We start from the raw sequence: 12,863 nt of genomic DNA on the forward strand, positions 1-12,863 counted from the left end.
ACGCCTCCTTGGGGCGAGGGAAAAGGGGTAAGGCGAATGGGAACTCCTTTTCAACCTCGTCCGCGCTTCAGGGTTCCAGTCCTTTCAGCCCCCGGCTCGCGCGTCCTTTCGCTGACGCCCTCCCTCCGCTCAAGCCTGGATGCCGGCGGGGGTGCGCAGCACTTCCTGGATTTCACCGGAAAGCTGGTCGGCCACCGGTCCGACGATGACCTGCACCGAATTGGCGGACGGCTTCACCACGCCGCGGGCGCCGAGCCGCTTCAGCTCCGCCTCGTCGACGCGGCCGGCGTCGGCGACGCTGAGCCGCAGACGGGTGGTGCAGGCCTCGACCGAGCGCAGGTTGCCGGCCCCGCCCAGGGCGGCGACATAGGCGGCGGCCCGGCTGTCGGCGGGGGATACCGATGGGGCGGCCGCCATCGCCGGCCGCAGTCCGGCCGCTGCGGGCTCGGCCTGGCCGGCCGGCAGGGTCATGTCGTCGCGGCCCAGCGTCTTCAGGTCGAAGCGGCGGATGGCGAAGCGGAACAGGCCGTAGTAGACGGCGAAATAGACCGCGCCCACCGGCAGCAGCAGGATCGGGTTGGTCGCCTTGCCGTAATTCAGCACATAGTCGAACAGGCCGGCGGAGAAACCGAATCCGAGCTTCACGTTCAGCGCATCCATCAGCACCATCGACAGGCCGGTCAGCAGCGCGTGGACGGCGAAGAGCACCGGGGCCAGGAACATGAAGGCGAACTCGACCGGCTCGGTGACCCCGGTCAGGAAGGCGGTCAGCGCCATCGACAGCAGCACGCCGCCGACCGCCGCCCGGTTCTGCGGCTTGGCGGTGTGGTACATCGCAAGACAGGCGGCGGGCAGGCCGAACATCATCACCGGGAAGAAGCCGGCCATGAAGGCGCCGGCCGTGGGATCGCCCTTGAAGAAGCGGTTCAGGTCGCCGGTCACGCCCTGATAGTCCCCCAGCAGGAACCAGGCGATGTTGTTGATGATGTGGTGCAGGCCGGTGATGATCAGCACCCGGTTCAGCACGCCGTAGAGGAAGAGCCCGAGCTTGCCCAGCCCCAGCACGCCGGTGGTCAGCGCGCTCAGCCCGGCATCGACCGCGGGCCAGCCATAGCCGAACAGCACCGCAATTCCGAGCGCCGCCAGCCCGGTCACGATCGGGACGAAGCGCCGCCCGCCGAAGAAGGCGAGATAGTCCGGCAGCTTGATGTCCTTGTACCGGTTGTAGAGCTGCCCGGCGATGATGCCGATCAGGATGCCGACCGGGATGCTGATGCGGCTCGACATCTTCGCGACCATGTCCGGGGCGACGCCGCTCAGCACCACCGCCCCTTTCACGGCGACGAAATAGCCGACGGCGCCGGCCAGCCCGGCGGCGCCGTGATTCTCGCGCGCGAAGCCGATGGCGATGCCGACGGCGAACAGGACGCCGAGATTTGAGAAGACCGCGTCGCCGGCAGCGGCGATGAAGGCGATGTTCAGCAGGTCGGGCTGGCCGATGCGCAGCAGCAGGCCGGCGATCGGCAGCACGGCGATCGGCAGCATCAGCGCCCGCCCGAGCCTCTGGACGCCCGAGAAACGGTCGGTGGACATTCGGACCTCTCCCCATGCAGCGGGCCGGGCCCCAGGGTCCCTGGCCTCCGTGTGGTCTGTCGCCGGGACGCCCCCGCAGCTCCGTGAAGGCGCGCCCCCGCGAGATTCCGCCCCCGTCAGAGGGAAGGTGGACGGTTCTGTGCGGCTCCGGCGCGTTCCATCGCGCGGCGCAGGCTGCCGCCGGTCTCCGCCAGGATGCGGTCGATCTCGGCGCTTTCCACGCCGCCGAGCCCGAGCACGGCGCGGCGGACGTCGCCGTAGCGCTCCAGCGCCGCCACCGCGGCCGGCTCGCCGACCCCGGCGATGCGCGCGACCATGGCGGCGCAGCGCCGGCGGAGCTTCGCATTCTCCGGCCGGACATTGATCATCATGTTGTCGTAGACCGAACCGAGCGCCGTCATGACGCCGGTCGAGAACAGGTTCAGCACCACCTTCTGCGCGGTCCCCGCCCCCAGCCGCGTAGAGCCGGCGATCACCTCCGGGCCGGTCAGGGTAAGGATCGGATGCTCCGCCGCCTCCAGCAGCGGCGCCCCGGCAACGCTCCCCACCGCGAGCGTCAGGGCGCCCCGTTCCCGCGCCGCCCGCAGCACGCCGACGGTGTAGGCGCTGGCGCCACTGGCCGACACGCCGACGACCACATCCTCCGGCCCGGCACCGGTCCGGACGAGATCGGCACGCCCCGCCGCCTCGTCATCCTCGGCGGCGCCGGCCAGCCCGCGGGACAGGTCGAGCCCGCCGGCGATCAGCAGGACCAGGCGGTCCGCCGGCCAGTCGAAGGTCGGTCCGAGATCGAGCGCATCGAGCGCCGCGACCATCCCGGACGAACCGGCGCCGGCATAGATCAGCCGGCCCGACCCGGTGGACAATCGGGCCGCCGCCGCTTCGGTCGCAGCGGCCAGGGCGGGCAGGACCGGCGCGCAGGCGGCGAGCGCCCGCGTCTGACCCTCCCACAATGCCGTCAACAGCTCCCCGGCCGGCCAGACGTCCAGCCGACGATACCGGTGCGCCGCCTCCTCCGTACCGCCCGCCATTTCCCGCTCCCGGCCAGTCGCCTGCTCGGATGATGCTGGTATTAGATTGGACTATGTACGAAGCTTACCAAAACGCTGCCGTCACGCAACCGCAAACTGGTTGTATGGCGTTTAAGGCCAAACGATCGGAGAGGATGTCGACCGAAGGCGGCGTGCAGCCGGACATCGGTCCTGTTGCCGGGTGGCCTTTCAATGGTATTATGTTTCTCCGGAACTGGAGGGGTTGCCGATGTCCACAGCCGCCGCGGCCCGTTTCGATCCGACCGCGCTGTCCGACGCCCTGCCGCTGCCGCTCTATCTCCAGTTGGCGCGGCACCTGCGCGGCCTGATCGTCGAGGGGCGACTGACCGACCAGGATGCCCTGCCGGGCGAACGCGAACTGGCGGAAGCCTTCGGCGTGTCGCGGGTCACCGTGCGCAAGGCCCTGCGCGAACTGATCGCGGAAGGGCTGCTGTACCAGCGCCAAGGCGCCGGCACCTTCGTCAACCGCAGCCCGCATGTGGAGCAGCGGCTGTCGACCCTGACCAGCTTCACCGAGGACATCGGTGCCCGCGGGCTCAAGCCGGCGTCGCATTGGCTCGGCCGGTCGGTCGCCGCGGCGACACCGGACGAGGCGATGGCGCTCGGGCTGCGGCCGGGCGCGGAAGTGGTGCGGCTGCACCGCCTGCGGCTGGCCGACGGGACGCCGCTGGCGATCGAACTGAGCGCCCTGCCCGCCGCCATCCTCCCGGATCCCGGCCTGGTCCAGGGGTCGCTCTACGAGACGCTGCGCCGCCTCGGCCATCCGCCCTTCCGCGCCCTGCAGAGGCTGTCAGCCATTCGCCTGCCGACGGACCAGGCCGCGTTGCTGGGGGTTCCCGACGGCGCCCCGGCTCTTTACATTGAGCGCCGCACCTTCCTGGAAAACGGAAGCCCACTGGAGTTCGTCCGTTCCCACTATCGCGGCGACTCCTATGACTTCGTGGTGGAGCTGTCGCTCGTCTGATACCCCTCCCCCATTCCCGCCGAGACATTCCTGCGAGAGCGCGCGATGAAGCCTGCCCTTGATGCCCCGTTCCGTGTCCAGGCGATCCTGTTCGACATGGACGGAACCCTGATCGACACCAAAGGTCCGGTCGAGCGCGCCTGGCGCGGCTGGGCCGCCCATCACGGCCTCGACCCCGACGCCATCCTGGCGGTCGCCCACGGCCGCCGCACCCTGGAGACGGTGCGCCGCTTCGCCCCTGCCGGCCTCGACATCGAGGAGGAGGTGCGGCTGCTCGAGCAGCGCTACACCAACGACACCGACGGCGTCTTCGCCGTGCGCGGCGCGCTGGACCTGCTGCAGGCGCTGCCGCGGCGGCGCTGGGCGGTGGTCACCTCGGCGCCGCACGCGATGGCCGAGCTGCGCCTCCGCCAAGCCGGCCTGCCGCTGCCCGACCTGCTGATCGGCGGCGACGAGGTCAGCCACGGCAAGCCGGACCCGGAAGGCTACCGCAAGGCCGCCCTGGCGCTGGGTTTCGACCCGCGCGACACCCTGGTGTTCGAGGACGCCCCGCCGGGCCTGGACGCCGGCCATGCCGCCGGGGCCGCCGTCATCGCGCTGACCACCACGCTGCGCCCGGACGAGTTGCCCGGTAACCTGTGCCTGCCCGACTTGACGGCCGTGCGGGTGCGGGTCGACGGGGACGGGCTGGAGGTGGTGGCGACCACGGAATGACGGGGCGTGCATCGACCGCATGAGCGCCGGCCGCTCCGCCGCCCGTCCATTCCCCGTCAGCTCCCGTCGGCCGCCCGCCATTCCCCATCCACCCAGGTGCCGCGCACCGTCAGGTCGGACCGCAGCAGCACGAGGTCGGCCCGCCAGCCGGGAGCGATGCGGCCGCGCTCGCCGGCCATGCCGAGGAACTCCGCCGGATAGAGCGAGGCCATGCGCAGGCACTCCTCCAGCGGCAGGCCGATCAGCCGGGCGGCGTTGCGCACCGCCGCCGCCATGTCGAGGTCGGCACCGGCCAGCGTGCCGTCGGCCAGCACCAGCCGGCCGTCGCGGCGATAGATGGTGCGGCCGTTCAGCTCGAAGCTGGCGGCGTCGGTGCCGGTCGGCGGCATGGCGTCGGTCACCAGCATCATCCGGCCGCGCGGCCGGGCGGCCAGGGCGGCGCGCATCATCATCGGATGGACATGGTGGCCGTCGGCGATCAGCCCGCACCAGGGGCGCCCGTCGGCCAGCGCCGCGCCGGCCGGTCCGGGCTGGCGGTTGGCGATGCCGGGCATGGCGTTGTAGAGGTGGGTGACCCCACGCACGCCGAGGTCGAAGGCCTCCGCCACCCGCTCGGCAGCGGCCATGGTGTGGCCGACCGACAGGATGATTCCGGCGGCCAGCAGCCGCGACATGGCGGCGTCCTCCACGCATTCCGGCGCCAGCGTCAGCAGCACCCGCCCTCCGGCCAGGCGCGCCGGCAGGCCGCAGAGGAACTCCAGATCCGCCGCGTCCGGTGCCCGGACGAAGCGCGGGTCGTGGGCACCGACCCGCTGCGGACTGATGAAAGGCCCTTCGAAATGGATGCCGAGCACGCCGCCGCCCGGTTGCGCCACCGCATTCACCGCCGCCTCGGCGGCGGCCCGGTGGCAGTCGGGGGTGTCGGTGATGATGGTCGGCAGCAGGCCGGTGGTGCCGAAGCGCCGATGCGCCGCCGCGATGGCAAGCGCCGCCTCGGCGGTCGGCCGCTCGTTGAACAGCACGCCGCCGCCGCCGTTCACCTGGACGTCCAGGAAGCCGGGCGCAAGCAGGTCGCCAGCCTCCAGCGCCACCGTCCGCTCCACCGCGGGCGGGATCCGTCCCGGAGCGACGATGTCGGCGATGCGGCCGTCCTCGACCAGCAGGCCGCGGCCGTCGAGGATGGTCTCGCCCGTGAAGATCCGGGCGCCTGTCAGGAGCTGTCGCATCAGACGGTCTTCGTCACTTTTGCAAGGTTCGGCGGGTTGTCGGGATCAAGGCCGCGCGCCAACGCCAGGTCATAGACCGCGCCGTAGAAGCTCTGCAAGGCGGCCAGCGGCGCCGCCTCCGGTGCCAATCCCGGCAGGGCCGGGAGCGCCACGGTCCCGTGCAGGCCCGTCTCGGTGGTGGCGACGGCAGCGCCGAGCCCGACGATGCGCTCCACCACGGCACGGGTGTGCGGCTCGGCCGCGTCGGCCTGGGTCAGGGCCAGGACCGGGAAACCGGGGCCGACCAGCGCCAGCGGGCCATGCACCACCTCGGCGGCGCTGAACGCCTCGGCATGCAGGCGGCAGGTCTCCTTGAACTTCAGCGCCATCTCCAGCGCCGCGCCGAAACCGACGCCGCGCCCCAGCACATAGAGGTTCGTCGCGCCGGCGAGCGGCATCAGCGCCGGCCGCCAGTCGAGCGCCGCCGCCCGTTCCAGCGTCTGCGGCAGGTCGGCCAGCGTCGCGGCCAAGCCGGCATCCTGCTGCCAGTGGACGACCAGTTGCAGGTAGGCGGCCAGCGAGGCGATGCAGGATTTGGTGGCGGCGACGCTGCGCTCCGGCCCGGCCGACAGCGGCAGGCAATGGTCGCAGAGCGCAGCAAGCGGTGTTTCCCCGGCATTGACGAAGCCGACCACCAGGGCGCCGCCGGCCTTTGCCGCCTCCACCAGGCGCAGCAGGTCCGGGCTGCGCCCCGACTGGGACACCGCGATGAACAGCGCCCCCTCCAGGTTCAAATGGCCGCCATAGACCGAGGCGACGGACGGGCCGATCGAGGCCACCGCCAAGCCAAGCCTTGTCTCGATCAGGTACTTGCCATAGGCGGAGGCATGGTCGGAACTGCCGCGGGCGCAGGTCACCACGAAGCGTGGGGGATGACGGCGAAGCCGCTCGCCCAGCGCCGCGAAATCGGCGCCGTTGCGCTGGATCTGCCGGGCCACCGCGGCGGGCGCCTCGGCCGCTTCCAACGCCATCAGGGGAACGGTCGGGTGCGGCTGCGGATCGGGCATGACACTGCTCGCGGAGTGGAGAGCGATAGATACCAATGTAAGACCTCCAGGCTCCGGACGCCAGCAAACAATGGTAAAACGTCGAAAGGCGCGGCCGTAACCGACCACGCCTTTCGATAACGCCAGTCTGATACCAGTCGGGAGAGGGTTCGCTACTCCGCGGCGCGCCGGCCGGTGTGGCGAAGCCGGTTGAGCGCTTCGGCCAGGGCGCCGGCGTCGTTGCCGACGATCAGGTCGAGGCCGTTCGCCCCGAGCCCCATCACCGCGCGCACACCGGCCCGCTTCAGTGCCGCACCGTCCGACTTGGCCGCATCGGCCAGCTCCACCCGCAGGCGGGTGGTGGCGAAGGCGGCGAGGTCCTTGATGTTGCCGGCCCCGCCGAGGGCTTGGGCGATGCCGGGGGCGGCACGATCGGATTGCCGGTCCGGAGAAGCCGCGGAGGACGCCGCGGACAGACCGGCGGACGCGCCTCCCGGCGTGGCCGCAGCGGCCGGAACGGGCGCGGCGGACGGCCCGTCGGCCTCCGCACCAGCGCTGCGGAGATACTCCTGCATCTCGGTCTTCAGATTCTCCGACAAGGTGCCGAACACGGCCTGCACGCTGTCGCGCACCCTGAGCACGCCCGAGGCGCCCATGCCGCGCAGCCGGCCCTCGTCGACGCGGGCGGGGTCCCGCACCACCACGCGCAGGCGGGTGATGCAGGCGTCCAGGTTCGCGATGTTGCCCCGCCCGCCGAAGGCCAGGACGAGGTCGCGCGCCCGCTCGCTGCCGCCGGTGGCGCCGGTGGCGCCCTCCGCCGTGTCCTCGCGGCCGGGGGTCTTGAGGTTCAGCGCCTGGATGGTGTAGCGGAACACCACATAGTAGATCGCCGCGTAGGCCGGTCCGAGGATCAGCACCAGCCACCACTTCTGCGAATAGGGGCTGAGCACGTTGAACAGGACGAAGTCGATGCCGCCCTGCGAAAAGGTGAATCCCATGTGCGCACCGAGCGAGTTCATGATGAACTGCGAGCTCGCCGCCAGCACGGCATGGATCAGGTAGAGCACCGGCGCCAGGAAGAGGAAGGAGAACTCGATCGGCTCGGTGATGCCGGTCAGGAAGGAGGTCAGCGCCGCGGAGATCATGATGCCGCCGACCCGCACCCGGTTCTCCGGCTTGGCGGCGTGCCACATGGCGATGGCGGCGGCCGGCAGGCCGAACATCTTGAACAGGAAGGCGCCGGACAGGATGCCGGCGGTCGGGTCGCCGGCGAAGTAGCGGTTGATGTCGCCGTGCACGACCTGGCCGGCCGCGGTCTGGAAGGACCCGATCTCGAAGAAGAAGGGCACGTTCCAGATATGGTGCAGGCCGAAGGGGATCAGCAGGCGTTCGACGAAGCCGTAGATGGTCGCCGCCAGGCGCGGGTCGCCGACCGCCGCCCAGCGCGAGAAGCTGTTGATGCCCTCCTGGACCGGCGGCCAGACAACCGACAGCAGGCCGCCCAGCACGATGGCGGCGAGTGCGGTGATGATCGGCACGAACCGCTTGCCGGCGAAGAAGCCGAGATAGGCCGGCAGCGCGATCTTGTAGAAGCGGTTGAACATGGCCGCGGCCAGGCCGCCGGCCAGGATGCCGCCGAACACCCCGGTCTCCATGGATTTGATGCCCATGATCGGCTTGGGCTCCAGGCCCCACACCCCGGCCATGACGCCGAGCGTCGCCAGCATCACGATGTAGCCGATGGTGGCGGCGATGGCCGACACGCCGTCATTCTCTGTGAAGCCCAGCGCCACCCCGATGGCGAAGATCAGCGGCAGGTTGCCGAAGATCACGTCGCCGGAGTTCTTCATCAGCATCGACAGCAGCGGCGGCATCCACTCGAAGTTGGCCGCGCCGATGCCCAGCAGCAGGCCGGCCACCGGCAGCACCGCCACCGGCAGCATCAGCGACTTGCCGATTTTCTGTAGGAACGCAAATGGGTCCAGTGCCATGGCGGATCTCCCGCAATTTGCCCGGCGGCGGTTCCGTCGCCGCCCTTGACGGGAATACAGCCCGACCCTGTCGCAGGTTGCAAGACATGGACGACAGATTTGGCCGGCGGGACTTGCGGCTTATCCCCAAAGCGCCACCGGGGGCGCGGATTGGCCGCAGGTCCCCGCCTTTTCCCGACAGGATCTTCGGTTAATCTATATCGCGAATTGCGCTTGAACCATGCGGCGTCTGCGCACATACGCTGCAATGCGGCAGCCATGAGACGATCGCGTCCGTTGGACGGCCGCGACGCCACCGGGCCCAAACCGCCAGGAATGAGGACCAGCAATCATGACCGCGATCACGCTTGCCGCACCGCTCTCCGGCTGGGCCATGCCCCTCCAGGAAGTGCCGGACCCCGCCTTCTCACAGGGGCTGGTCGGCGTCGGCATGGCCATCGACCCCACCGCGAACGAGCTGCGCAGCCCCTGCGACGGCGTCGTGCTGTCGGTCCATCGCGCCCGCCATGCCTGTACCGTCCGCGCCGCCAGTGGCGCCGAGGTGCTGCTGCATCTGGGGGTCGACACCGTCGGGCTCAAAGGTGAGGGCTTCACCGCCCATGTCCAGGACGGCCAGGCCGTGAAGGTCGGCGATCCGCTGATCAGCTTCGACATGGATCTGGTCGGCAGCCGCGCGCAGAGCCTCGTCAGCATGATGGTGGTGGTGAACGACGGCTTCACCGTCGACGGCCAGTCGGTCAATCGCGAGATCGCGGCCGGCGAGCCGGCGATGACCGTCAGCGGCGGCGGTGCGGCCGGCGCTCCCGCCGATGCCGCCGTCGTCCTCTCTTCGCCGGGGGCCGCCACGGCGGAGTCGGCGCAATGCACGGTTCCGCTCCGCATCGCCCACGGCCTACACGCACGCCCGGCCGCCGCGCTGGTCGCCGCGGCGAAGGCGCATTCCGGCCCCGTCGCCATCCAGTGCCGCGGCCGGAACGCCAATGCCAAGAGCGTGGTCGCGCTGATGGGGCTCGGCACCGTGCTGGGCGACGAGCTGACGGTCCGCGCCGAGGGACCCGGCGCCCGCGGCGTGGTCGAGTCCATCGTCGCGCTGATCGACTCCGGCCTCGGCGACCCGCTGGTGGAGGGCGCCGGGGCGCCGCCGGCCCATCCGGCGACGGCGGCGACGGCAGCACCTGTTGCCCCGACCGCGGCCGAGGAGGAGATCGGCCCCCCCTTCACCGCCGGCGAGGAGGTGCTTCTGAAGGGCACCATCGCCGTCCCCGGACAGGCGGTCGGCAGCGTCGTCCGCCGCTTCCGGCGCGTGGCGCGGGTCGAGGAGCAGGGCGCCGGCGCCGCGGTGGAGGAGCCGCGGCTGCGCCAGGCGCTCGACCGCATCGTCGCCGGCCTCACCGATTCCGCCCAGCGGATGCCGGAGCATGCCGCCATCTTCCAGGCGCACCGCGAGCTGCTGGACGACCCGGAACTGCTGGACGGAGCCCTCGCCGACATCGGCGCCGGCAAGAGCGCCGAGTGGGCTTGGCAGCGTGCCGCCCGACAGCAGGCCGACACGCTGGCCGCCCTGCCCGATCCGCGGATGGCCGAGCGGGCCGCCGACCTGCGCGACCTCGAACAGCAGGTGCTGGCCGCCCTGTCGGGCGAGGCGCCGAGCGTCGGGCTGGCCGGCCTTCCGGAGGGCAGCATCGTGCTGGCCGACGAAATCCTCCCCTCCGAGCTGGCCGGCGTCCCGGCCGGGCGGCTGGCCGGGATTGGCATGGCCCATGGCGGACCGACGTCGCACGCCGTCATCCTGGCGGCGGCGCTGGGCCTGCCGACCGTGGTCGCGCTCGGCCGGCAGGCCGAACGGGTTCCTGACGGCGCCCCGGTGGTGATCGACGGCAACCGCGGCGAACTCCATGTCTTCCCGCCCGACGCGGCGCTGTCCGCCACCCGCAACGCGGTCGCCGCCCGCGCCGCCCGCCGCGAGGAGAACCGCCGGACGGCGGGCGAGGTCTGCCGCATGGCCGACGGCACGCGGATCGAGGTGTTCGCCAACCTGGGGCGGGTCGGCGACGCCGCCCCCGCCGTGGCCGAGGGGGCGGAGGGCTGCGGCCTGCTGCGCACCGAATTCCTGTTCCTGGAGCGCCAGTCGGCGCCGACCGAGGAGGAGCAGTACCAGCAGTACCAGCAGATCGCCGACGCGATGGGCGGGCGGCCGGTGATCATCCGCACGCTCGACGTCGGCGGCGACAAGCCCCTGTCCTACCTGCCCCTGCCGAAGGAGGAGAACCCGGTGCTCGGCCTGCGCGGCGTCCGGGTGGGCTTGCGCGAGCCCGGGCTGCTGCGCACGCAGATCCGCGCCATCCTGCGGGTGAGGCCGGCCGGCGTCTGCCGCATCATGGTGCCGATGATCACCTCGCCGTCGGAGCTCCAGGCGGTGCGTGCCATGGTCGACGAGGAACGGGCGGCGCTCGGCCGGCCGGAACCGATCGAACTGGGCGCCATGATCGAGGTGCCGGCCGCCGCCCTGACCGCCGACCGCATCAGCGTGGCCGCCGACTTCCTGTCGATCGGCACCAACGACCTCACGCAGTATGTGCTGGCGATGGACCGCGGCAACCCGCATGTCGCGGCCCAGCTCGACGCCCTGCATCCGGGGGTCCTCCGGCTGATCCGCCAGACGGTGGCGGGGGCCGCCGGGCTCGGCCGGATGGTGGCGGTGTGCGGCGGCTCCGCCTCCGACCCGATGGCGGCCCCGCTGCTGATCGGTCTCGGCGTGACAGAGCTGTCGGCGACGCCGGCGGTGATCGCCGACCTGAAGGCGTTCATCCGCACCCTGCGCCTGGAGGACTGCCGCCGCGTCGCCGAGCAGGCCCTCGCCGCCGACAGCGCCGATGAGGTTCGCCGCCTGGCGGCGGAGGCCTGGCCGGCACGCTGACCCGGCCGTTCCGGAACGGAACGGCGAACGGCCCCCTCCCCGTCCCTGCGGGAAAGCCCCCTGCTGCGCGGATATAGCGTGTCGCGACATTCGCGCAGCAGGGGGCGTCAGCGGCGCTCGTCAGCGGCGCTCAGGCCCGGCCAGCATGGTTTCCTGGACCGCCATCACCCCGGCGCCGATGACGCCGGCGCTCTCGACCTGCGGCACATACTGGATGTCGAGGTGGCGGGTGGAAAGCGCCAGCGACCGCTGATAGACGCTCTGCCGGATGGAGGCCAGGAAGAGCGGCCCGACCTTGGCGACGCCGCCGCCGATGAAGATGTGCGACGGGTTGAAGAAGTTCACCACCGCCGCCAGCATGCGGCCGATCCAGCCGCCGGCCTGCTGGACGATGGCGTTGGCGGCGGCGTCGCCGGCCCGGCTGGCGTTGCCGAGATCCATCGGGCTCAGCACGCCGTTGCGGTCGAGCAGTTCCTTCAGCAGCGCGCTTTCTCCGGCGTGCGCCGCCGCCTCCGCCATGCGGGCGATGGCCGGGCCGGCCGCCATCGCCTCGACGCAGCCGGCATTGCCGCAATGGCAGAGCGGACCATGGGGATCGACGCAGATATGGCCGACGTCACCGGCCGACCCGTCGGTGCCGCGATAGACGGCGCCGTGGCAGATGATGCCGCAGCCGATGCCGGTGCCGATCTTGATGACCAGGAAGTTCCGTAGCTGGCCGCGCAGGCGCCAATGGGTGCCGAGCGCCATGATGTTCACGTCGTTGTCGACGAAGACCGGGGCCGCATACTCCTCCGCCAGGCAATCGCGGATCGAGAAGGTCTCCCACCCCGGCAGCAGCGGCGGGTTGACCAGCATGCCGCTGTCGAAGGCCACCGGACCGGGAACGCCGACCCCGATGCCGAGGACGCGCCCCGCCGCGATATCGTGGCGTTCCCGCATCTGCCGCAGCAAATTTCGCACGCGTGCGAACACCAGCGGGGCACCGGCATGGACGTCGGCGGCCTCCGACCGGTGGTCGATCAGCGTCATGTCGGGAGCGAGCAGCGCAACGTCGATGCTGGTGGCACCGATGTCGATCGCCGCCAGAACCCCCATCCCGTGGCTCAGCCGCAACAGCTCCGGCCGCCGGCCGCCGGTGGACGGCTGCACCCCGCCCTCCTCGATCAATTCGCGGCCGAGCAGGCTGGCGATCGCCATGTTGGCCTTGCTCTTGGAGAAGTCGACCGACGCCGCCAGGTCGCCGCGCGACAGCCCGCCCGTCCAGAACAGACGTTCCAGCAGGGCCCGCTCCCCGTCCGACAGGTGATGCCAGTCCACCATCTTGCTCCCGGTCCTCTCCCGGCCCCCATCACCCTTCCATAGCATGCCCGCCCACTTT

The 12,863-nt window shown here is 71.4% G+C and carries 9 protein-coding genes; 3 read left to right on the plus strand and 6 right to left on the minus strand.

Annotated features, from left to right (window positions below; genetic code table 11):
• Positions 1-129 precede the first annotated feature (129 nt).
• Positions 130-1,593 carry an N-acetylglucosamine-specific PTS transporter subunit IIBC gene (gene nagE / locus J2850_RS17325; RefSeq protein WP_209983861.1) on the minus strand — a complete coding sequence of 488 codons (1,464 nt, stop codon included), beginning with the start codon at positions 1,591-1,593 and terminating at the stop codon, positions 130-132.
• A gap of 116 nt (positions 1,594-1,709) precedes the next feature.
• Positions 1,710-2,624, minus strand: coding sequence for an N-acetylmuramic acid 6-phosphate etherase (locus J2850_RS17330; RefSeq protein ID WP_209983863.1), 915 nt, complete (start codon positions 2,622-2,624; stop codon positions 1,710-1,712).
• Positions 2,625-2,853: 229 nt separating this feature from the next.
• On the opposite strand from J2850_RS17330, the gene J2850_RS17335 reads away from it, so the two are divergent.
• Positions 2,854-3,609: a GntR family transcriptional regulator gene (locus tag J2850_RS17335; protein WP_209983865.1), complete on the plus strand. Its 756-nt coding sequence runs from the start codon at positions 2,854-2,856 to the stop codon at positions 3,607-3,609.
• A gap of 45 nt (positions 3,610-3,654) precedes the next feature.
• Positions 3,655-4,323 (plus strand): HAD-IA family hydrolase, encoded by a 669-nt coding sequence (locus tag J2850_RS17340; RefSeq protein ID WP_209983867.1) that lies wholly within the window; start codon positions 3,655-3,657, stop codon positions 4,321-4,323.
• 56 nt (positions 4,324-4,379) lie between these two features.
• On the opposite strand, the gene nagA is transcribed toward J2850_RS17340, so the two are convergent.
• The 3 genes from nagA to ptsG form a co-directional block, all read right to left on the minus strand.
• A complete protein-coding gene (nagA, locus tag J2850_RS17345) occupies positions 4,380-5,549 on the minus strand; it encodes an N-acetylglucosamine-6-phosphate deacetylase (protein WP_209983868.1) in 1,170 nt (389 codons plus the stop codon).
• Positions 5,549-6,595, minus strand: coding sequence for an SIS domain-containing protein (locus tag J2850_RS17350; protein ID WP_209983870.1), 1,047 nt, complete (start codon positions 6,593-6,595; stop codon positions 5,549-5,551). Before J2850_RS17350 ends, nagA begins: the two co-directional genes overlap by 1 nt.
• A gap of 152 nt (positions 6,596-6,747) precedes the next feature.
• Complete coding sequence (gene ptsG / locus J2850_RS17355; protein ID WP_209983871.1) at positions 6,748-8,565, minus strand: PTS glucose transporter subunit IIBC; 1,818 nt, start codon at positions 8,563-8,565, stop codon at positions 6,748-6,750.
• Positions 8,566-8,896: 331 nt separating this feature from the next.
• On the opposite strand from ptsG, the gene ptsP reads away from it, so the two are divergent.
• Positions 8,897-11,482: a phosphoenolpyruvate--protein phosphotransferase gene (gene ptsP, locus J2850_RS17360; RefSeq protein ID WP_209983873.1), complete on the plus strand. Its 2,586-nt coding sequence runs from the start codon at positions 8,897-8,899 to the stop codon at positions 11,480-11,482.
• A gap of 120 nt (positions 11,483-11,602) precedes the next feature.
• On the opposite strand, the gene J2850_RS17365 is transcribed toward ptsP, so the two are convergent.
• Positions 11,603-12,805, minus strand: coding sequence for an ROK family protein (locus tag J2850_RS17365; protein ID WP_209983875.1), 1,203 nt, complete (start codon positions 12,803-12,805; stop codon positions 11,603-11,605).
• Between the last annotated feature and the right edge of the window lie 58 nt (positions 12,806-12,863).

The organism is Azospirillum picis (assembly GCF_017876115.1).
Taxonomy (GTDB): Bacteria; Pseudomonadota; Alphaproteobacteria; order Azospirillales; family Azospirillaceae; genus Azospirillum; species Azospirillum picis.